At 72.3% G+C, this 20,301-nt stretch carries 19 protein-coding genes and 1 pseudogene; 13 read left to right on the top strand and 7 right to left on the bottom strand.

Features of this window, described 5'->3' with window-relative positions:
* Positions 1–62: 62 nt before the first annotated feature.
* Together ACWCPF_RS16735 and ACWCPF_RS16730 are read left to right on the top strand one after the other, a co-directional pair.
* Entirely contained in the window at positions 63–1,016 is a 954-nt protein-coding gene (locus tag ACWCPF_RS16735; RefSeq protein WP_451045760.1) for an ROK family glucokinase, read from the top strand.
* Positions 1,017–1,084: 68 nt separating this feature from the next.
* Positions 1,085–1,840 carry an endonuclease/exonuclease/phosphatase family protein gene (locus ACWCPF_RS16730; protein WP_451045759.1) on the top strand — a complete coding sequence of 252 codons (756 nt, stop codon included), beginning with the start codon at positions 1,085–1,087 and terminating at the stop codon, positions 1,838–1,840.
* Positions 1,841–2,153: 313 nt separating this feature from the next.
* On the opposite strand, the gene ACWCPF_RS16725 is transcribed toward ACWCPF_RS16730, so the two are convergent.
* Both ACWCPF_RS16725 and ACWCPF_RS16720 read right to left on the bottom strand, forming a co-directional pair.
* Positions 2,154–2,900 (bottom strand): hypothetical protein, encoded by a 747-nt coding sequence (locus ACWCPF_RS16725; protein ID WP_451045758.1) that lies wholly within the window; start codon positions 2,898–2,900, stop codon positions 2,154–2,156.
* Positions 2,893–3,672: an alpha/beta hydrolase gene (locus ACWCPF_RS16720; RefSeq protein ID WP_451045757.1), complete on the bottom strand. Its 780-nt coding sequence runs from the start codon at positions 3,670–3,672 to the stop codon at positions 2,893–2,895. The genes ACWCPF_RS16725 and ACWCPF_RS16720 overlap by 8 nt, the downstream gene beginning before the upstream one ends.
* Positions 3,673–3,832: 160 nt before the next feature.
* Between ACWCPF_RS16720 and ACWCPF_RS16715 the strand changes: the two genes are divergently transcribed.
* The 7 genes and pseudogenes from ACWCPF_RS16715 (at position 3,833) to ACWCPF_RS16685 (ending at position 11,801) form a co-directional block, all read left to right on the top strand.
* Positions 3,833–4,624, top strand: coding sequence for a lysophospholipid acyltransferase family protein (locus ACWCPF_RS16715; protein WP_451045756.1), 792 nt, complete (start codon positions 3,833–3,835; stop codon positions 4,622–4,624).
* A gap of 45 nt (positions 4,625–4,669) precedes the next feature.
* A complete protein-coding gene (macS, locus tag ACWCPF_RS16710; protein WP_451045755.1) occupies positions 4,670–5,917 on the top strand; it encodes a MacS family sensor histidine kinase in 1,248 nt (415 codons plus the stop codon).
* Between the two features lie 113 nt (positions 5,918–6,030).
* Positions 6,031–6,681 carry a response regulator gene (locus ACWCPF_RS16705; protein WP_451045973.1) on the top strand — a complete coding sequence of 217 codons (651 nt, stop codon included), beginning with the start codon at positions 6,031–6,033 and terminating at the stop codon, positions 6,679–6,681.
* Between the two features lie 45 nt (positions 6,682–6,726).
* Positions 6,727–6,840 (top strand): annotated as a pseudogene (locus tag ACWCPF_RS16700) (6-phosphofructokinase); the annotation flags it as partial.
* A 35-nt stretch (positions 6,841–6,875) separates the two neighbouring features.
* Positions 6,876–10,565 (top strand): CHAT domain-containing protein, encoded by a 3,690-nt coding sequence (locus ACWCPF_RS16695; protein ID WP_451045754.1) that lies wholly within the window; start codon positions 6,876–6,878, stop codon positions 10,563–10,565.
* Positions 10,566–10,594: 29 nt separating this feature from the next.
* The gene (locus ACWCPF_RS16690) at positions 10,595–10,933 is read left to right on the top strand and encodes a hypothetical protein (RefSeq protein WP_451045753.1); all 339 of its coding nucleotides are present in this window, start codon (positions 10,595–10,597) and stop codon (positions 10,931–10,933) included.
* Positions 10,934–10,943: 10 nt separating this feature from the next.
* On the top strand, positions 10,944–11,801 hold the full coding sequence (locus ACWCPF_RS16685; RefSeq protein ID WP_451045752.1) for a hypothetical protein: 858 nt from the start codon (positions 10,944–10,946) through the stop codon (positions 11,799–11,801).
* A 30-nt stretch (positions 11,802–11,831) separates the two neighbouring features.
* On the opposite strand, the gene ACWCPF_RS16680 is transcribed toward ACWCPF_RS16685, so the two are convergent.
* Complete coding sequence (locus tag ACWCPF_RS16680) at positions 11,832–13,691, bottom strand: anthranilate synthase family protein (protein ID WP_451045751.1); 1,860 nt, start codon at positions 13,689–13,691, stop codon at positions 11,832–11,834.
* Between the two features lie 105 nt (positions 13,692–13,796).
* On the bottom strand, positions 13,797–13,853 hold the full coding sequence (locus ACWCPF_RS16675; protein ID WP_078912442.1) for a trp operon leader peptide: 57 nt from the start codon (positions 13,851–13,853) through the stop codon (positions 13,797–13,799).
* A 137-nt stretch (positions 13,854–13,990) separates the two neighbouring features.
* Here ACWCPF_RS16675 and ACWCPF_RS16670 point away from each other — a divergent pair, with 137 nt between their 5' ends.
* Positions 13,991–15,343, top strand: a complete 1,353-nt coding sequence (locus tag ACWCPF_RS16670) for a class II 3-deoxy-7-phosphoheptulonate synthase (protein WP_451045750.1) — start codon at positions 13,991–13,993, stop codon at positions 15,341–15,343.
* A 133-nt stretch (positions 15,344–15,476) separates the two neighbouring features.
* The gene (locus tag ACWCPF_RS16665) at positions 15,477–15,719 is read left to right on the top strand and encodes a (2Fe-2S)-binding protein (RefSeq protein ID WP_451045749.1); all 243 of its coding nucleotides are present in this window, start codon (positions 15,477–15,479) and stop codon (positions 15,717–15,719) included.
* 19 nt (positions 15,720–15,738) lie between these two features.
* Here ACWCPF_RS16665 and bfr read toward each other — a convergent pair whose 3' ends face one another.
* Entirely contained in the window at positions 15,739–16,218 is a 480-nt protein-coding gene (gene bfr, locus ACWCPF_RS16660; RefSeq protein WP_351912475.1) for a bacterioferritin, read from the bottom strand.
* A gap of 198 nt (positions 16,219–16,416) precedes the next feature.
* On the opposite strand from bfr, the gene ACWCPF_RS16655 reads away from it, so the two are divergent.
* The gene (locus ACWCPF_RS16655; RefSeq protein WP_451045748.1) at positions 16,417–17,049 is read left to right on the top strand and encodes a sulfite oxidase-like oxidoreductase; all 633 of its coding nucleotides are present in this window, start codon (positions 16,417–16,419) and stop codon (positions 17,047–17,049) included.
* Positions 17,050–17,120: 71 nt separating this feature from the next.
* Positions 17,121–17,396 (top strand): hypothetical protein, encoded by a 276-nt coding sequence (locus ACWCPF_RS16650; RefSeq protein WP_451045747.1) that lies wholly within the window; start codon positions 17,121–17,123, stop codon positions 17,394–17,396.
* 5 nt (positions 17,397–17,401) lie between these two features.
* Here the strand turns inward: ACWCPF_RS16650 and ACWCPF_RS16645 are convergent, their stop codons facing one another.
* Positions 17,402–18,280, bottom strand: a complete 879-nt coding sequence (locus ACWCPF_RS16645) for a deoxyribonuclease IV (RefSeq protein ID WP_451045746.1) — start codon at positions 18,278–18,280, stop codon at positions 17,402–17,404.
* Positions 18,281–18,314: 34 nt separating this feature from the next.
* Entirely contained in the window at positions 18,315–20,267 is a 1,953-nt protein-coding gene (pknB, locus tag ACWCPF_RS16640) for a Stk1 family PASTA domain-containing Ser/Thr kinase (protein ID WP_451045745.1), read from the bottom strand.
* Positions 20,268–20,301 lie beyond the last annotated feature (34 nt).

Here is a 20,301-nt window from a genome sequence, read left to right as displayed (position 1 = left end):
TTGCACGGCAGGGCCTCGGGTACGGTTGGCCGTAGCGGGGCTCGACCGGAACTGAGGGATTCATGGGACTCACCATCGGCGTCGACATCGGCGGCACGAAGATCGCGGCCGGCGTGGTCGATGAGGAAGGCAACATCCTCTCGACCCACAAGGTGCCGACCCCGGGCACGCCCGAGGGGATCGTGGACGCCATCGCCTCCGCCGTGGACGGCGCGCGCGCCGGGCACGAGATCGTCGGCGTGGGCATCGGAGCCGCCGGCTACGTCAACCGCCAGCGCTCGGAGGTCTACTTCGCGCCGAACATCGACTGGCGCAACGAGCCGCTGAAGGAGAAGGTCGAGGCCCGCGTGGGTCTCCCCGTCGTCGTCGAGAACGACGCCAACGCCGCGGCCTGGGGCGAGTACAAGTTCGGCGCCGGCAAGGGCCACCGCAACGTCATCTGCATCACCCTCGGCACCGGCCTCGGCGGCGGCATCATCATCGGCAACAAGCTGCGCCGCGGCCACTTCGGCGTCGCCGCCGAGTTCGGCCACATCCGCATGGTGCCGGACGGCCTGCTGTGCGGCTGCGGCTCACAGGGCTGCTGGGAGCAGTACGCCTCGGGCCGCGCCCTGGTGCGGTACGCCAAGCAGCGCGCCAACGCCACCCCGGAGAACGCCGAGATCCTCCTCGGCCTCGGCGACGGCAGCCCCGACGGCATCGAGGGCAAGCACATCTCCATGGCCGCCCGCCAGGGCGACGCCGTCGCCGTCGACTCCTACCGCGAGCTGGCCCGCTGGGCCGGCGCGGGCCTCGCCGACCTCGCCTCGCTCTTCGACCCCTCCGCCTTCATCGTCGGCGGCGGCCTCTCCGACGAGGGCGAACTGGTCCTCGACCCGATCCGCAAGTCCTACAAGCGCTGGCTGGTCGGCGGCAACTGGCGCCCGGTCGCCGAGGTGATCGCGGCCCAACTCGGCAACAAGGCGGGCCTGGTCGGAGCGGCGGACCTGGCGCGGGAGCCCGACCCGATCATGTAGGCGTCCCGTAGGGCAGTGCCCGCCGTGTCCGGTCCCGGGACGGCGGGCATCGTCGTATGTTGATCGTCATGGAGACCACCCTGGTGCTTCCCAACTCGGTTACGGAGCCGGACGGTTCAGCCGTCGTTCGGGTTCTCGCCTACAACATCCGCTCCATGCGGGACGACATCGCCGCCCTCGCCCGTGTCATCTCCGCCTGCGCCCCCGACCTGGTGCTGATCCAGGAAGCCCCGATCTTCTTCCGGTGGCGCAAGAAACTCGCCCGACTGGCCGCGGCCACCGATCTGGTGATCCTGACCGGCGGCGGCACGGCAGCCGGCCCCGCGATCCTCTGCAACCTGCGCGCCACCGTCGAGCGCGCCGAGGACGTCCTCCTGCCCCTCGCCCCCGGGCGCCACCGCCGCGGTTTCGCCACCGCGGTCGTCCGGATCGCGGGCGCCCGCCTCGGCGTCCTCAGCTGCCATCTGAGTCTGGAGCGGGGGGAGCGCTACCAGCAGGGCGGGATGCTTCTCGACCGGCTCGCGGGGATGGGCGTGGAACACGCGGTCGCGGGCGGCGACCTCAACGAGCGCCCCGACGGACGCACCTTCGGCCGCCTCACCACCGTCCTGCGGGACTGCCGCACCGCAGCGCCCTGGGGCGCCGAGCACACCTTCCCCGCCACCGGACCCGACCGCCGTATCGACGCGATCTTCGCTACCAAGGGCGTGGAGGTACTGGGCTGCGGGGTCCCCCTCGGCCTGCCCGGCGTCACCGAGACCGACCTGAGGGCGGCCACGGACCACCTGCCCGTGCTGGCCGCGCTGCGCGTGCCCGCAACCTGACCCCCCGACGGACGGAGTCCGGGGCAGCCGTCCGAAGCCTGCGGGGCCCTGGGGCCGAGCGGTGCGAGGAGGCATTGAGAGGTTCTGCCCTGAGGGCGGCCACGGACCACTTGCCCGTGCTGGCCGCGCTGCGTGTGCCCGCAGCCTGACCCCCCGGCGGACGGAGTCCGGGGCAGCCGTCCGAAGCCTGCGAGGGCCCTGGGGCCGAGCGGTGCGAGGAGGCATCGAGAGGTTCTGCCCTGAGGGCGGCCACGGACCATCTTCCGGTCCTCGCCGCCCTCAGAATTCCCGCCGCCGCCAGAGTCTCCGTCGGCTAGACGACCGCGCCGCGCCCCGGATCCTGGTCGTCCTCGTCGTCCGTCTTCATCCGCATCACCAGCGTGACGAAGCCGCCGAGGAAGCCGCCGATGCCGACGGTCGTCAGCCACCACGTCATCTCCCAGCTCAGCAGCACCGCAAGCAACAGCAGGAGCGGCCCGCCGATCACCCCGAGCCAGGCGAACTTGGCCGTGGTGTCGGCGGCGGGCAGCGGCGGCGGCTCCGGCGGGACGAAGTGACCCTCGTCGTCCTCGTCGAAGTCCTCCTCCGCGGGCTCGGGCACGCTGTAGTCGCGGGGGCCGACGCCGGGTGCGAAGGCGATCGAACTGCCGAGCGGCTTGGCCGGTTTCTGCTCCTCGGCCGGGTCCGGTGCGGGCTCTTTGCCCGATTCGGGACCCGAGTCCCGACCGGACTCGGGACCGGACTCCGGGCCCGAGTCCGGGCCTGATTTCTTCGTGGCTTCCTTCGCGGTCGTCGGTCCGGCCGCCGGCCCGGACGACCCGTCGTCGTTCGCCTCGGCTTCGAGCAGCGCGAGGTCCTCGACCGACTTGAACGGCTTGGCCCCCGGCGGGTCCACCGGTTCCTCGCCGTACCCCGCGACGATCGCCGCCCACGCGGCGGCCTCGTCGAAGGGCACACTCTGCTCTTCCGGCTCGCCGCCCTGACGGGCGTCCAGCCCGTCCCGCCCGTCCCGTTCGTCCCGGTTCTCCCGGTCCTCGCGGTCGGAGTCGTGCTCAGCCACCTACGGCCGTCCCTTCCTTGCCGACACTGGGCGCGATCCGGGCGATGAACGCGTAGCTCTCCTCGAAGATCCGGTCCGCATCGTGGTCCAACGTTGCCACGTGGTAGCTCTGTTCCAGCAGGATCTCGGTCACGTCCGTGGACGACACCCGGCCGAGGATCCGGGCCGAGTCGGCCGGCGGGACGACGTGGTCCTGCACGCTGTGCAGAAGCAGCAGCGGCTGGGTGACCTGCGGCAGCTCGCCGTCGACCAGCCGGAGGAAGGTCCGCAGGGAGTGCGCCGAGTGCAGGGGCACGCGGTCGTACCCCTTCTCCTGCACGCCCTGCTTCGCGATGTCGCTGGAGATGCCCTTCGTCGTGCGGACGGCATGGCGGGCCACCGGAAGGGCGTACGCGGACAGGCCGTGCACCTTGTTCGCGGGGTTGACGACGATCACGCCCTCCACCCCCGCACCCTGCTTCGCGGCCAGCCGCAGCGCCAGCGCGCCGCCCATGGACAGGCCGGCCACGAACACCTGCGCGCACCGCCGGCGCAGGGCGCGCAGCTCGCGGTCCACCTCCGCGTACCAGTCCTGCCAGCCGGTGAGGGCCATGTCCTCCCAGCGCGTGCCGTGGCCGGGCAGCAGCGGCAGGGAGACCGTGAGGCCCTGTTCGGCGAGGTACTGCGCCCACGGGCGCAGTGACTGCGGGGAACCGGTGAAGCCGTGGCAGAGGAGCACCCCGACCTCTCCGCCCTCATGGCGGTACGGCTCGGCTCCAGGAAGGACCGGCACCTTCGGTCTCCTGTCTTCGTCTGTTCTGCATGGGAGGGACGTCTGCTTCACCGTACGCGACCGCACTGACACCGACCAGGGTCGTCGGAGCCTTTGCCGCCACGGGCGGGTTAAGGTCTGAGCGACACAAACAGGAGGCAGTGGCTTGTTGTACGGCGCGATGAAGGTCGCTATCGGGGGACCGCTGAAGGTCACCTTCAGACCCTGGGTCGAAGGCCTCGAGCACATTCCCGCCGAGGGCCCCGCGATCCTGGCGAGCAACCACCTGTCCTTCTCCGACTCCTTCTTCCTGCCCGCGGTCCTCGACCGCAAGGTCACCTTCATCGCGAAGGCCGAGTACTTCACCACGCCCGGTGTGAAGGGCCGGCTGACGGCCGCCTTCTTCAGGGGCGTCGGCCAGCTCCCGGTGGACCGTTCCGGCGGACGCGGCGCCGGCGAGGCCGCCATCAGAAGCGGCGTCGAGGTGCTGGAGAAGGGCGAGCTGTTCGGCATCTACCCGGAGGGCACGCGCTCGCCCGACGGCCGGCTCTACCGCGGCAAACCGGGCGGCCTCGCGCGCGTGGCGCTCGCCACCGGCGCGCCCGTGATCCCGGTCGCCATGATCGACACCGAGAAGATCCAGCCGCCGGGGAAGGTCCTGCCGAAGGTCATGCGGCCCGGCATCCGGATCGGCAGACCGCTGGACTTCAGCCGCTATCAGGGCATGGACCACGACCGCTTCGTGCTGCGCGCGCTGACTGACGAGGTCATGTACGAGATCATGAACCTGTCCGGTCAGGAGTACGTCGACATCTACGCGACCGCCGCCAAGCGGCAGATCGCGGAGGCGGCGAAGGCCGACAAGGAAGCGGAGAAGGCGGCGGAGAAGGCCGCGAAAGCGGCCCTCGCGCAGGCCGAGAAGGACCGCGCGAACAAAGACAGCGCGAACAGAGACAGAGGACAAGAGAAGTAGTCGGCGGTCCGGGGGCGGGCTCGGGGGACGGGGGACGAGGTCGGGATGGCCAGACGCGAGAGAGTCATGACCATGTCGGTGGAGCTGCCGCTGTGGCGTGCGCTCGCCGGCTACCGGGTGCTCACCATGCTCTACGCGGTGGGGTTCTTCGCCACCGCCTACGACGGGTTCGACCGCCCCTGGGTCGCCGTCGCCTACTACTGCGTCCTGTTCGTGTGGACGGTGGCCACCCTGCCCAAGGTCGCGAACGCGGCCAGCTGCACCAAGCGTTTCCTCGCCGCGGACCTCACCGTCGCGCTGACCGGCATCATGCTCACGACCGTCGCCGACACCCATGAGCGCATCCAGTCGGGCGGTCCGACGCTGCCGTCGATATGGACCGCCGGTTCCGTCCTGGCGTTCGCCATCAAGGGCGGCTGGCGCTGGGCGGCCTTCGCCTCCTCCGCGGTCGCCGTGACCAACCTGGTCGAGCGCGGCACCCCGGCCCGCGACACCGTCCACAACGTGGTCCTCGTCTGGGTGGCCTCCATCGCCATCGGCTATGTCGTCGAGGTCGCCCGCGCCTCCGAGCGCACCCTCGCCCGCGCCCTGGAGATCGAGGCGGCGACCCGGGAACGCGAGCGGCTCGCCCGGGACATCCACGACAGCGTGCTCCAGGTGCTGGCCATGGTGCAGCGGCGCGGGTCGGTGATCGGCGGCGAGGCGGCCGAGCTGGGCCGGATGGCGGGCGAGCAGGAGGTCGCGCTGCGCACGCTGGTCTCCGGCGCTCTCGTGCCGATCTCCCGGGTGTCGCAGGACGCGGCCGACGGCGCCGTCGTCTACGCGGTGGAGGAGGAGCCGCGGGAGCCGGCGCAGGAGAGCGGTCCGCTCGATCTGCGCGCGCTGCTCGCCCCCTTCGCCGCCGCCCGCGTCAACCTCGCCGACCCCGGCGCCCCGGTCCTGCTGCCCGGGCCCGCCGCACGCGAGCTGGCCTCCGCGGTCGGGGCCGCCCTGGACAACGTCCGCAGACATGCGGGGGAGGACGCGCGGGCCTGGATCCTGGTCGAGGACGAGCCCGACAGGGTGATCGTCACCGTGCGGGACGACGGGCCGGGCATCCCGGAGGGGCGGCTCGCGCAGGCCGAGGGCGAGGGGCGGCTCGGGGTCGCCCAGTCGATCCGCGGCCGGCTGCGCGACCTCGGCGGCAGCGCCGAGCTGATCTCGACCCCGGGGCAGGGCACGGAGGTCGAACTGACGGTACCGAAGGCGCCGAAGGAGAAGAACGTGAAGCGGGGGAAGGCGGGGCGGCGATGAGCCAGGAACAGGGCCGGGAAGCCAGCCGGGAGGCGAGCCGCGAACCGAGCGGGGGACAGGGCCGGGGACAGGGCCGGGGACAGGGCCAGGAACCGCAGGGACCGATCAAGGTCATGGTGGTCGACGACCATCCCATGTGGCGCGAGGCGGTCGCCCGGGATCTCGCGGAGTCCGGCTTCGACGTCGTCGCCACCGCCGGCGACGGCGAGCAGGCCGTGCGCCGCGCCAAGGCCACCACGCCCGACGTGCTCGTACTGGACCTGAACCTGCCCGCGAAGCCGGGCGTCCAGGTGTGCAAGGAGGTCGTCGCCGCGAACCCGGCGCTGCGGGTCCTCGTGCTGTCGGCGAGCGGCGAGCACGCCGATGTGCTGGAGGCGGTGAAGTCCGGCGCGACCGGCTATCTGCTGAAGTCGGCGTCCACCGAGGAACTGCTGGACGCGGTGCGCCGCACCGCTGTCGGCGACCCGGTGTTCACCCCGGGCCTGGCCGGTCTGGTGCTGGGCGAGTACCGCCGGCTGGCCTCCGACCCCGGCCCCGCCGCCGGCGGCGGCGACGAGCCGAACGCGCCGCGGCTGACCGACCGGGAGACCGAGGTGCTGCGCCTGGTCGCCAAGGGCCTGAGCTACAAGCAGATCGCCGAACGCCTCGTGATCTCCCACCGCACGGTCCAGAACCATGTCCAGAACACGCTCGGCAAACTCCAGCTGCACAACCGGGTGGAGCTCGTCCGGTACGCGATAGAGCGCGGCCTCGACGACGAGTGAGGGGCGCGCAAAACTGACTCTTCGTCGGACAACCGCGGCGAAGGGGTGGTCGCCCTGCGCGGCACGGATATCGTCCGCGTACCGATTGCCGAGGCGACGGCACGGCTGAAGACGGTGGACCCGAGACTGTACGCGGAAGTCGGGGTGTTCTTCGGCTGACAGAGCGTCAAGCCGCCGTCGGAAAAGGGAAGTTCGTGGCCGGATCGTGGAAGTCGCCGGGCCCGCCCGCGTTACTGGAGGCCGAGGCGGAGACACTCGCCGCCGTCTGGCCCGCCGTACGCGACGGAAAGGCCCCGCCGACCCCGGAGTTCGCGCAGCTCCGCTCGCTCGCCACGCTGTGCAAGGAGGCGTCCGAGGCGGCCGCCGGCGGCGGGGACGACGCGCCGGAGCTCACGGTCAGCCTCCTCGCGAGCGTCGTGCTGCGCCGCCTGGTCCCGGTGCCCGTGCCGCCGGCCCTGCGCTGGTTCTTCGACCCGTCGGCGCCCGTCGACGCACAGGCGGCCGGCCTCGCCGCCCGGATGGGGGCCGCATACGCCGGCCATTCCGAATCGGACCGCACTGCGCAGTGGCTGCGTCGCTGGTGCCTGGAGACCGCCCTGATCTTCGGCACCCGCGCGCTGGACGGCCCGGCGCCCAGCGACAGAGCCCGCGGCAAGGTCCACGAACTCCTCGCCGTCCTCGCGGGACGGCGCTTCAGGGCGGGCGCGGACCCGGCCGACGAGGACATCGCCCTCACCCACGCCCGCGCCGCGCTCGACCTGGCCACCGAGGCGGAACGGGCCGAGCGCGGCGCCCGCCTCGCCCGGCTGATGACCGGCCGCTCGCTCCGGCTGCGGGACCCCTCCCTCCTCGACGACGCCGTCGACCTGGCCCGCGCCGCGCTCGCCCCGCTGGACCCGGCGAGCTTCGCCTGGCTGGCCCAGGCGGGGATGACGGTCGGCGCCCTCCTCACCGCCACCGTCCACGACACCAAGGACGTCCAACTGCTGGACGAGGCCCTGGATCTGCAGCGCGCGATCATGCGCCACCCCGAGTACCACCGCCTCCGGCACGGCTACCGCAACGAGTACGCCGGCCTGCTTGCCCAGCGCTTCGCCCGCCGCCGCGACCCGGAGATCCTGGACGAGACCATCGCGGCCTACGCGGAACTGCACGCCCTCGACCCGGTGCGGTACGCCGCCGATCTCGGCCGGCACCTCCAGTACCGCTACCAGCTGCGCGGCGACGGCGCCGACCGCCGGCACGCCCTCGCCCTGATGGCCGAGGGCCTGTCCACCGGGCCGGCCGAGCACGAGGCGCTCACCTCCTACGCCACCGCCGCACTGCACGAGCACCGCGAGTCGGCCCGCATCGAGCCCGTCGAACGGGCCCTGGCCACGCTGACCCGGCTCACGGCCCCCGGCGCCGCCCACGCCGAGGACGGCAGGGTCCTCGGCGCCCTCGCCGACCTGCTGCTCGCCACCGGCGAAGCGACCCGCCCGCATCGGCACGGCCCCGCCGAGGCCGCCGCCCGCCGCTCACTGGACCGCGCCGACGACCCCGAGAACCGGGCCCGGGCACTGGCCCGGCTCGCCGAGGTGCTCGTGCGCCGCTACCGGGCCACCAGCGACCTCGCCCTGCTCGACGAGGCGATCGCCTGCTGCCGCGAGGGCGCGGCCGTGCTGCCGCCCGGCGCCGACGTGCCCCCGCAACTGCCGGGCTCCCTCGTCGCGGCGCTGGTCGAACGGCACGGCCGGACCCGGCATCTCGCCTCCCTGCGCGAGGCGATCGACGCGGCGGAGTGGCTGCAGCGGGAGACCCCCGACTTCGTCGCCGAACAACCCGTGATCCTGGGCAACCTGGCCGGCCTGATCGTCGAGCACGCCCGCCAGACCTCGGATCCCACCGACCTCGACCGCGGACAGCGGCTCGTGGAACAGGCCCTGGCCGCCGCCGGACCCGGCCACGCGTGGCGCGGCCGGCTGCTGGTCGCGCTCGGCGGCATCCTGCTCGCCCGCACCCAGCTGCCCGACGCGGGCGTCGAGGCCGCCGACACCGCCGTACGCCACTACGAAGCTTTGCTGCGGGAGGTGCCGGAGGAGTCGCGGCGCGCCGACCTCGTCCTGCACGGCAACCTGGCGCACGCCCTGTGGACGCGCCATGCGAACGGCGGCGACCGCGCCGACCTCGATCGGGCGCTGGAGGCGGCGCGGACGGCCGTCCGGCTGCTGCCGCCCGGCGAGCCGCGCCGCGGCGACGCCCTCACCGTGCTCTCCCGGGTCCTCACCACGACCCTGCGCGCGGGCGGCTCCTCCGGGGCCCTCCGGGAGGAGTCCCTCGCCGTCGACGCCGAACTCGCCGCCGACCCCGGGCAGCCCGCGCAGGTCCGGACGGGCGCCGCGCTGCAACGCGCCGTCGTGGCACGGGCGATCGGGGACGCGGAGGGCTCCCTGGCCGCGGCCCGCACCGCGATGGAGCTGCTGCCGCTGCTCGCCTGGCGCGGGGTCGACCGGTCCGACCAGGAGGCGATGCTCGGCGGCATGGGGCGGGCCGGCTCGTTCGCCGGGCTGCTCGCGCTGGCCGCCGGACGGCCCCTCGAAGCACTGGAGTTGATGGAGGCGGGGCGCGGCGTGCTCGCCGCCCAGGTCCTGCAGACGCGTACCGGGACCGACGAACTGGCCGCCGCGCACCCGGAGTCGGCCGCCCGGCTCGACGTCCTGCGCCGGGAACTGGACCGGATTCCCGGCGACGGCATGGCGGGCGAGGAGGCCGACCGCCGCCACCGGCTCGCCCGCGAGTGGCAGGAGGCCCTGGACGAGATCCGCGCCCTCGACGGCTTCCAGGACTTCCTGCGCCCGCCCCGGGCGGCGCAGTTGGTGCGGGCCGGCGAGCAGGGGCCGGTCGTCATGGTCACCGGCGGTCCGACGAGCCTCGGTTACGCGCTGGTGCTCGACGGCGCCGAGGTCAAGGTGCTGCGGTTGCCGGACTTCTCCGAGGCCGAGGCCAGGGAGCGCGGCGAGACGCTGGTCCGGGCCGTGGCCGCCGCCGCCCGCTCCGGCCTGGCCCGCGCCTTCGCCGAACAGGCCGCCCTGGACATCCTCGACTGGCTCTGGCGCACGGTCGCCGAACCGGTCCTCGACGCCCTCGGCATCACCGGCCCGCCCGCGCCCGGCGAGGACCCGCCCCGGCTGTGGTGGTGCCCCTCCGGAGCGCTGTCCTTCCTGCCGCTGCACGCGGCGGGCGAGGTGCCGGACCGGGTGGTGTCCTCCTACACGCCGGGCGTCGCCACCCTGCTGCGGGCCCGCGTCGGCCCGGCGTCCGAGGCCCGCCCGCTGATCGTCGCCGTCCCCGAACTCGACGGCCAGGCACCGCTCCCCGGCGCCCTGCGTGAGGCCGACCTGACCCGCGCGGCGGTCGGCGGCACCCTGCTCACCGGGGACGCGGCGCAGGTCGACGCCGTCCGCACCGCACTCGCCGCTCACTCGTGGGCGCACTTCGCCTGCCACGGCGTCCAGGACCTCGAACAGCCCTCCAGCGGACGGCTGTTGCTGCCCGACGGAGAGCTCTCCGTCCTGGACATCTCCCGACTCCGGCTGCCCGAAGCCCAGTTCGCCTACCTCTCCGCGTGCGAGACCGCCGTGGGCGGCACCCGGCTGCCCGACGAGGCCCTGCACCTCGCCGGATCGCTCCAACTCGCGGGCTTCTCCCAGGTGATCGGCACCCTGTGGCGGGTGGACGACGCATCGTCGGCAGAGATCGCGCAGGCCGTGTACGAGACCCTGAAGGACGCGGGCCCCGGCGCCCCGCCCGCCGCCCTCGCCCTCCACCACGCGGTCGGCCGGCTGCGCGCCCGCCACCCGGACCGCCCGCTGAGCTGGGCCGCACATGTGCATTCCGGGGCATGAGCCGGGCGCCCGCCTCTACGATCGTTGTCGTGGAGACAGCGGACGACGATCTGCACGCCGAATTCTGCCGGGAGTTGGCGACCCTGCGGCTGCTGAGCGGACCCCGGCGGGCGGCCCTCGAACAGGCGGTACGGCGGTTGCGCGAGGGCGTGGACATCGGCGAGGTGCTCGACTCCCTCGACGTCGCCCTCACCGCCCCGCTGCTGGCCCGCGCCCCCACGCCCGTCGGCGTCCCCGGCCCGCCAGTGCGCGGCAGTTACCTCTGCCCGGTCGGGGCCTGCCACCGGGTCGAACTGCGCCGCGCCGGACAGGGCCCGCCCGAGTGCCTCGTCCACGAGCGCGTGCTGACCTTCGTCGCGGACGCGTGAGGGACACCCGGTGACGGGGTTCCTCGCCGAGCTGGGCCGCAAGCTGGCCGAGCGATGGTTCACCCTGCTCGTCCTGCCCGGCCTCGCCTATCTGCTGGTCGCCGCGGTCGCCGTCCGGCTGGGCCAGGGCGACTGGCACGACTGGCGTGCTCTGTGGGACGGCTTCGCCGGGCTCACCGAGGGGGAGCCGGACCGGCAGAACAGCCTCGTCGTCCGCGCGATCCTGCTCGTGCTCGCCGCGGTGCCCCTGTCCGCCGGCGTCGGCGCCGTCGCCCAGGCACTCGCCGCACCCGTCGAACGCGCCCTGTGCGGCCCCTGGCCACGGCCCTTCGCCGCCCTCTCCGCCCGGCTGACCGCCCGCCGCGCCACCGCCTGGCGGGCCGCGGACGACGCCCATCACCAAGGCGGCGACCCGGCTGCGGCCGCCCGCCGCAACGCCGTCGCCCTGATCCCGCCCGAGCACCCCACCCGGCTCGGCGACCGGCTCCGCGCCCCCGCCGTCCGCCTGGACCACGAGTACGGCATCGACCTCGCTACCGTCTGGCCCCGCCTCTGGCTCATCCTCCCCTCGGCCACCCGGGACACCCTCACCGAGACCCGGGCCCGCCTGGACACGGCGTTCGCCCTGGGCGGCTGGGCGCTGCTGTATCTGCTGCTCGCGGTCGTGTGGTGGCCGGCCGCGCTGATCGCGCCGGCCGTGGCGGCCGTCTCCCGGCACCGGGCCGCGCTCGCGGCCGAGGCGTACGCCGAACTCGTCGAATCGACCGTCGACCTCCACCTCGACCGCCTCCTCACCCGCCTCGCGGAACCCCGCCCCGCACCCCAGCAGGGCAGGGCCCTCACGGAACGCCTGCGCCGCGGCCTGTGACCGAGGAGCCCTCGCCGAACGTTCGTCCGGCTACAGGGCGCTGGTCTGCCGCACCCGGCCCATCGCCTCCCGTACGATCGCCGCCCCGTTCAGCGTCAGCACCGACTCCGGATGGAACTGCACCCCCTCGAACCCGGGCCCGCGCAGGGCATGCACCTCCCCGTTCGCGGCCCGGCTCACCTCCACCCCGTGCGCGGTCAGCTCCCGCAGCGCCTCGTCGTCGCACCGCGCCACGAAGCTGTTGTAGAACCCGACGGTCTCCGTCCGCCCGAACAGGTCCACGGTCGTCTGCGCCCCCTGATACGGCACCTCCTTGCGGACGATGTCCAGCCCCAGCTCCGCCGCGATCAGCTCGTGCCCGAGGCAGACGCCGAGCACGCCGTGCCGGTGCTCCCGGAGCACCCGGGCGGTCAGCTCCCGCAGGAACCGCATCTTGGGATCGGCCAGGTCGGACGGGTCGCCGGGACCGGGCCCCAGCACCACCGGCCCCTCGTGCCCGAGCACCGCCGCCCGCAGCCCGGGCTCGTCGTAGCGCCGGACGGTCACGTCCAGCCCGCCGGAGCGCAGCACGTGCGCGAGCATCGCGGTGAAGGTGTCCTCGCCGTCGACGACCAGGGCGTGTCCGGTGAGCTCCGCGGCGCGGTCCTGCATCCGCAGCCAGAACGGCGCGAGCGAGGCGCGGCGTCCGTCGAGCGCGGCACGCACGCGTGGGTCGTCGGCGAGCCGCACGCGCGTGTGCTGCGCGCACGGGCGCGGCGGCCGTACGCCCAGGGCCGCCAGCACCCCCGCCGCCTTGGCGTGGGTCTCCGCGACCTCGCCCGCCGGATCCGAACCGCGGACGAGCGTCGCGCCGACCGGTACCCGCAGCCGCCCGGCCGCGTCGATGTCGGCGGTGCGGATGAGGATGGGGGAGTCGAGGGTCTGGGCGCCTCCGGGGTCCCGGCCCAGCAAGGCCAGCGCGCCCGCGTAGTAGCCGCGGCCGCCCACCTCGTGCCGCTCGATGACCCGGCAGGCGTTCTGCACGGGCGAGCCGGTGACGGTCGCCGCGAACATGGTCTCCTTCAGGACCTCCCGCACATCCAGCGAGGACCTGCCGCGCAGCTCGTACTCCGTGTGCGCGAGGTGCGCCATCTCCTTGAGCCGGGGGCCGATCACCACCCCGCCCATGTCGCCGACGGTGCACATCATCTTGAGCTCCTCGTCGACGACCATCGACAGCTCCTCGATCTCCTTGCCGTCGGCGAGGAAGCCCAGCAGGTGTTCGGGCGTCGGACCCTCGGCGGGATACCGGTAGGTCCCGCTGATCGGGTTCATGACGACCGTGCCGCCGGACATCCGCACATGCACCTCGGGGCTGGCCCCGACCAGCGTCCGGTCCCCGGTGTGCACGACGAACGTCCAGTACGCGCCCCGCTCGCCTTCGAGGAGCCGTCGGAAGAGCGCGAGGGCGTCGGCCCGCCCGAACCCGGGGATCTCCCCCTCGTACGTGCGCCGGATGACGAAGTTGGCGCCCTCGCCGCGCCCGATCTCGTCCCGCAGCACCCGCCCGACGATCTCGCCGTACGCCTCGTCGTCGACGTCGAACGCGCCGGAGCGGACCCGGACGTCATGGGAGGGGAGCTGGGCCAGCGCTTCGGCCAGCGGGATCTCGTAGGTCTCCTCGGGCGTCAGCACCGCCAGCGGCGTCCCGTCGTCACGGACGTCGAAGCCGCGCTCGCGGATCTGCCGGAACGGGACGAGCGCGAGGCCCTCGTCGGGGAGGTCGGCGAGGCGGTCGCAGGAGGCGACCGGGCCGAGGAGCAGCTCGACGATGTGCTCGTCGCGGCCGGGGGTGCGGCGGCGCAGCAGGGCGAAGGGGCGGGGGTCGTGCAGCAGGTCCGGCAGGTTCATCGGGTTCGGATTCCTTCTCGATCTCGTCGACGGAGAGGGAACGACCCCGGAAAACACCGAAGGCCGCCCCTCGGGCGGCCTTCGCGAAGTCTTGCGTACGCGCAGTCAGTGGGCCGCCGGATGAGCGGTCCACCACCAGTTCTGGGTCGAAAGCGCGAACATGCGACGCACCTTACCCCACGCGAACCGATGCGATCCCCAGGCGACCCATGCCGTCTCCCGCACACCTGAGCGGCCCCGCGTCTCACCTGTCGAGCCGGTGCGAAAACGACTCGACACGACCCCGTAATGTTGAGGGCGTGACCGTGAACGCTAAGACCAGCGCGAGCGCTGGCAACACCTGGCGAGACCTGCCCGCGGCGCAGCAGCCCGAGTACCCCGACACCGAGGCTCTGCGCGCAGTGATCGCGGACCTCGAGTCGTATCCGCCGCTCGTCTTCGCGGGCGAGTGCGACCAGCTGCGCGCCCGGATGGCGGCCGTCGCCAAGGGAGAGGCGTTCCTCCTCCAGGGCGGCGACTGCGCCGAGGCCTTCGACGCGGTGTCCGCCGACCAGATCCGCAACAAGCTGAAGACGCTGCTGCAGATGGGCGCGGTGCTGACGTACGCGGCCTCCGTGCCGGTCGTCAAGGTCGGCCGGATCGCCGGCCAGTACTCCAAGCCGCGCTCCAAGGGCACCGAGACCCGGGACGGCGTGACCCTGCCGACGTACCGGGGCGACTCGGTCAACGGCTTCGACTTCGACGAGAAGTCCCGGATCCCGGACCCCGAGCGCCTGAAGCGGATGTACAACGCGTCCGCCTCCACGCTCAACCTGGTGCGCGCCTTCACCACCGGCGGCTACGCCGATCTGCGCCAGGTGCACGCCTGGAACCAGGACTTCGTGAAGTCGTCCCCCTCCGGGCAGCGCTACGAGCAGCTCGCCCGCGAGATCGACCAGGCGCTCAACTTCATGCACGCCTGCGGGGCCGACCCGGAGGAGTTCAAGACGGTCGAGTTCTACTCCTCGCACGAGGCGCTGCTGCTCGACTACGAGTCCGCGCTCACCCGCGTCGACTCCCGCACCGGCCGGCTGTACGACGTCTCCGCGCACATGGTGTGGATCGGCGAGCGCACCCGGCAGCTGGACCACGCGCACATCGAGTTCGCCTCGAAGATCCGCAACCCGATCGGCATCAAGCTCGGCCCGACGACCACGGCCGAGGAGGCGCTGCAGTACATCGAGCGCCTCGACCCCGACCGTGAGCCGGGCCGGCTGACCTTCATCGTCCGGATGGGCGCCGACAAGGTCCGCGACAAGCTGCCCGAGCTGGTCGAGAAGGTCAGCGCCTCGGGCGCGACGGTGGCCTGGGTCACCGACCCGATGCACGGCAACACCTTCGAGGCGGCGTCGGGTCACAAGACCCGCCGGTTCGACGACGTGCTCGACGAGGTCAAGGGCTTCTTCGAGGTCCACAAGGGCCTCGGCACCCACCCGGGCGGCATCCACGTCGAGCTCACCGGCGACGACGTCACCGAGTGTGTGGGCGGCGGCGACGAGATCTTCGTCGACGACCTCCACCAGCGTTACGAGACGGCCTGCGACCCGCGTCTGAACCGCAGCCAGTCCCTGGACCTGGCGTTCCTCGTGGCGGAGATGTACCGGGCCCAGTAGCTTCTGGCCTATTACCGACGTGTGCGGTGGGGCGCGGATCACATAGGATCCGCGCCCCACCGCACTTTTATGCTCGCCGGTCGCCGGGTAAGGTTAGGTTAGCCTTATTGATCTCGACGGGAGGTGAGTCCGCGTGTATGTCTGCAGCTGCTTCGGAGTGACGGAAGCGCAGGTCCAGAAGCACGTGGACGACGGCGCCTGCACGCCCCGCCAGATCGCCTCCGCCTGCAAGGCCGGAACGGACTGCGGCTCGTGCGTACGTCGTATTCAGGCCATCCTCGGCCGAGGCGCATGCCCGCGCCGGGAGCTGGCCGACCAGGGCCGGCCGGTCCTCACCGAGCTCGCCGACCTCACCGATCTCAAGGAAGCCGCTTAGTCTTCGGCCGCCCGGGGCGTCAGCTCTCCGGCTGCTCGATCAGCTGGGCGATGTACAGCGCCTCGCCGAGCTTCTCCACCAGCTCCAGCTGGGTGTCGAGGTAGTCGATGTGGTGCTCCTCGTCCTCGAGAATCGACTCGAAGATGTTCGCGGACGTCACATCGCCCTTTTCGCGCATCACCTTGATACCGCGCTTCAGCCGGTCGATCGCCTCGACCTCGATCTTCCGGTCGGCCTCGAACATTTCCTTGACCGTCTGGCCGATCCGCACATGGAACAGCCGCTGATAGTTCGGCAGCCCGTCCAGGAACAGAATTCGGTCGGTGAGCACCTCGGCGTGCTTCATCTCGTCGAACGATTCGTGCCGGGTGTACTTCGCGAGCTTCGTCCAGCCGAAGTTCTCCTGCATCTTGGCGTGGAGGAAGTACTGGTTGATCGCGGTCAGCTCGCCGGTGAGCTGCTCGTTGAGGAACTCGATGACCTCGGGGTCGCCCTGCATCGCAGAGGCTCCTTCCGCATGGGAATTCAGGATGGGGAATTCGGGGAGGTTCCGCCGCATGATTTCACCGGCGCCGAAGATCGTCCAGTAAGTGCGTACTTAGTAAGTTAGTGCATGCTTAGTGGCAGTTGCCCGATTCTGGATATGGGCGGTCATGGCCGGTCATGTGCACCGTCGCCGGTCTGTCAGGATGGAGTCATGGGTCAGCCGGCGGAGCGCGCATCTGGGGAAGAAGCAGTGTCAGAGCTTCCGCCGGGACAGCGCCTCCAGCGCGGCTGGCCGGTCACCCACTACGGTCCGGTGCCCAAGTTCCGGCCCGAACGCTGGGACTTCAGGGTTTTCGGCGCCACCGCCGACGGCGAGAAGAGCTCCTGGAACCACGAGGAGTTCACGGCCCTTCCGTACGCCTCCGTCATGGCCGATCTGCACTGCGTGACGAAGTTCAGCATGCTCGGCGCCGAGTGGGGCGGCATCCCCGCCCGGACGATCCTGGAGATCGCGCCGCCCGCCCCGAACGTCACCCATGTGATGGTGTGGGCCGAGTACGGCTTCAGCTCCAACCTGCGCCTCGTCGACTTCACTGCCGAGCGCACGATTTTCGCCACCCACAAGGACGGCGAGCTGCTCACCGCCGAACACGGCTTCCCGCTCCGCCTGGTCGTCCCGCACCTCTACGCCTGGAAGGGCCCCAAGTGGGTCCGCGGCATCGAGTACATGACCGCCGACCGCCGCGGCTTCTGGGAGGAGCGCGGCTACCACAACATCGGCGACCCCTGGAAGGAACAGCGGTACTCCTACCAGGAGGGGCCGGGGGAGGGGCCGGAGCTCTGAGGCACCGGGGTGGCGGCTTTGCCGGTAGGCTCCTTGGCGGTTGCTATGAAAGCCGTGCAGGGGAGCCACTGATGGCCATCTTCAACGTGATCTACTCGGAATCCGCGGGGCGGGTGCGCGACAGCCTTCCGGACGACCGCCGGGAGCTGCTCCAGCGTGGCCTCGCGATAGTGGCCACGGATCCCCGCACCAAGATCTCGTCGCCGATCTCAGGTGACGAGAACACCCGATCCCTCGCCCTGACACACACGATGGCCATCGAGTACCTCGTCAGCGACGGTTTGCTGGTCGTGCTCGTGGTGCACATCGTCGACACGTCCCACGTGCTGTTCGAGAACGAGGACTGACCGCCTCAGCCGCCCCGGAGCCTCTTCAGCCGTTCCACGTCCGCCGCGTGGCCCTCCTTGCCGCCGGGCGTCTCGATGATCAGCGGGACGCCCTCCGTCGCGGGGTGGGTCAGCAGCGCCCGGAACGGGTCCTCGCCGATATGACCGGCCCCGATGTTCTCGTGCCGGTCCTTGTGGGCGCCGACCACGTCCTTGGAATCGTTGGCGTGGATCAGTTTCAGCCGGCCCTCGCCGACCGTGTCCACCAGCAGATCGAGGGTCTGGTGCATCCCTGACGGGCCGGTCAGATCGTGTCCCGCCGCGAAGATGTGACAGGTGTCGAGGCAGACGCCGAGCTTGGGATGGGCGTCCAGCGCCTCGAAGTACGGTCCGAAGTCCCAGGTCCGGGAGCACAGCGAGGCGCCCTGCCCGGCCGTCGACTCCAGCAGCAGGAACGGGTCGTCGTCGTGCGTCAGCTCGTCCAGCAGCGGCAGCAGATACTCGCGCACCTGCTTCAGCGCCACCGACCGGTCCCGCCCGCCGGTCGCGCTGCCCGTGTGGACGACCACGCCCAGCGCGCCGATCTCCCGCCCGCGGCGCAGCGAGTGCCGCATCGACTCCACCGACTTCTCGGCCGTCGCCTCGGTGTGCGAGCCGAAGTTGATCAGGTAGGGCGCGTGCACATACGCCGGGACCGCCCGATCCGCGCACGCCTCACGGAACGCCTGGTCCTGCCGCGGGTTCCCGACGGGCGTCGCCCAGCCGCGCGGGTTGGCGACGAACACCTGGACCGTCTCGGCCCCGAGGTCGTGCGCGTACGACATGCCCACGTCGTGCAGACCGCCGGCCACCGGGACATGACCGCCGACGGGGTTGCGGGAGGGGAAGGGGGATCGAGGACTCACCGGGTCAGGGTGTCATGCCCGGCCGCCCCGCCGGTCACCGGATGGTGATGGTGATCGTCGACCCCTTGGGCGCCGTCTCGCCGGCCTTCACGGACTGCTTCTTGACGCTGTCGCCGAAGAGCCCGAGCAGCCCGCGGTCCTCCTTGACCTTGAACCCGGACTGCTCCAGGAGCGAGGTGGCGTCGTCGACGCTCGCCCCGACCACGTCCGGGACCTCGACCAGCACCGGCCCCTTGGACAGCGTCAGCGTCACCGTGTCGCCGTCGGCGGCCTCGCTGTCGGCCTCCGGGGTCTGCGCCGCGACCTGCCCCTTGTCGAACTCGGAGTTGACCGCGGCGGCGGCGACCTTCACCTTCAGGCCGGCCTCCTGCAGCTCCGCCCTGGCGTCGGCCAGTGTCTCCCCGGTGACGTCCGGGACGTCGATCGGGCTTCCCTTGCTGACCACGATCGCGACCGCGGTGCCCGCGCGCCGCTCCGTGCCCGCCGCCGGATCGGTGCGGATCACGAAGCCCTTGATGACGTCCTCGCTGAACTCCTTGGTGACCAGACCCGGCTCCAGGCCGTCCGTCTTCAGCAGCTGCTCGACCTTGTCCAGCCGGGAGCCCGTCACATCCGGCACCTTCACGATCTCGGGGCCGTCGGAGACGGTGAGCGTCACCGAGTCGTTCTTGCGGATCCTGGCGCCCGGCTCGGGGTCCGTCTCCATGACCGTGCCGCGCTTGGCGGTGTCGCTGTACTGGTGCTGGACCTGGCCGACCTCGAGCCCGGCCGCCTCCAGCCGCTTCCTGGCGTCCGCCTCCTTCTGCGTCAGCACCGCGGGGACCTTGGTGAACTGTCCGGAGTTGATGTACCAGACGCCCGCGCCGACGCCGAACACCAGCAGGACGACGGTGATCAGCGCGAGCACCCCACGCCGGGGCGCGCGCACGGACCGCCGCCGCGGCGGCAGCGGCGGCGGGCTCTGGAACCGGGAGGTCCGGTTGACCGAGCCGTCGTCGCGCGCGGGGTCGAGCGGGTCGTCCTCGTTGACGGGCAGCGGGCGCGGCACCGTCAGCGAGCGCGGGATGACGCTGGTGCGGTCCTCGGCGATGTCGTGCCCGGCGGAGACGGCCTGCGGCGGCAGCGCGTCCAGCTGTGCCTCGCTGAGCGGGGCGCGCGCCTCCCGGACCTGCCCGAGCAGCGCGACCGCGTCGTGCGGCCGGACGCCGGGCGTGCGGGCGGTGGCGGTCGCCACCAGCTCGTCCAGCTCGAACGGCAGACCGGGGACGGCGGCCGACGGCGGCGGGACGTCCTCGTGGAGGTGCTTGTAGAGCACGATCGCGGGGGAGTCGCCGTCGTGCGGCTTCTCGCCGGTGAGCATCTCGTAGAGCACGACCCCGCACGCGTACACGTCGACCCGGGGATCGGCGACGCCGGGCTGCTCGATTTGCTCGGGGGCGAGATAGGCGACGGTGCCGAGCACGGCCCCGGTGGTGCTGGTCACGGTGTCCACGGACCGCACGAGCCCGAAGTCGGCGACCTTGACCCGCCCGTCGTCCCCTATCAGCACGTTCTCGGGCTTCATGTCCCGGTGCACGAAACCGGCGCGGTGCGCGGCCCCCAGGGCGGCGAGCACCGGCTCCAGGATGTCGAGCGCGGCCCGCGGCTGCAGCGCCCCGCGCTCACGCAGCACGTCACGCAGGGTGCACCCGGCGATGTACTCCATGGCGAGATAGACGTACGACGCGTCGGCACCCTGGTCGAACACCTGGACGACATTCGGGTGGGCGAGCCGGGCGACGGACTTCGCCTCCCGGATGAACCGATCGACGAACGCCCCGTCGGCGGCGAGCGCCGGGTGCATCACCTTGAGCGCGAGCACGCGGTCGAGGCGGGTGTCCACGGCCCGGTAGACCGTGGCCATACCGCCGACCGCGATCCGCGCCTCTACGCGATACCGGCCGTCGAGCACCTGCCCGACCAGCGGGTCCTGAAGGGTCGTGTCCACGCAGGCGAGTCTACGAGCAGGCACTGACACGATC

Source organism: Streptomyces sp. NPDC001858 (assembly GCF_053594615.1).
The sequence above is the reverse complement of the archived record's forward strand: the minus strand, read 5'-3'. Positions and strand labels throughout refer to the sequence as shown.

Coding starts and splice junctions, on each gene's coding strand:
- ACWCPF_RS16715 (WP_451045756.1), top strand. CDS start 3,833: ATGAAGGTCGCTATCGGGGGACCGCTGAAGGTCACCTTCAGACCCTGG.
- macS (WP_451045755.1), top strand. CDS start 4,670: ATGGCCAGACGCGAGAGAGTCATGACCATGTCGGTGGAGCTGCCGCTG.
- ACWCPF_RS16650 (WP_451045747.1), top strand. CDS start 17,121: ATGGCCATCTTCAACGTGATCTACTCGGAATCCGCGGGGCGGGTGCGC.
- ACWCPF_RS16730 (WP_451045759.1), top strand. CDS start 1,085: ATGGAGACCACCCTGGTGCTTCCCAACTCGGTTACGGAGCCGGACGGT.
- ACWCPF_RS16655 (WP_451045748.1), top strand. CDS start 16,417: ATGGGTCAGCCGGCGGAGCGCGCATCTGGGGAAGAAGCAGTGTCAGAG.
- bfr (WP_351912475.1), bottom strand. CDS start 16,218: ATGCAGGGCGACCCCGAGGTCATCGAGTTCCTCAACGAGCAGCTCACC.
- ACWCPF_RS16735 (WP_451045760.1), top strand. CDS start 63: ATGGGACTCACCATCGGCGTCGACATCGGCGGCACGAAGATCGCGGCC.
- ACWCPF_RS16680 (WP_451045751.1), bottom strand. CDS start 13,691: ATGAACCTGCCGGACCTGCTGCACGACCCCCGCCCCTTCGCCCTGCTG.
- ACWCPF_RS16705 (WP_451045973.1), top strand. CDS start 6,031: ATGGTGGTCGACGACCATCCCATGTGGCGCGAGGCGGTCGCCCGGGAT.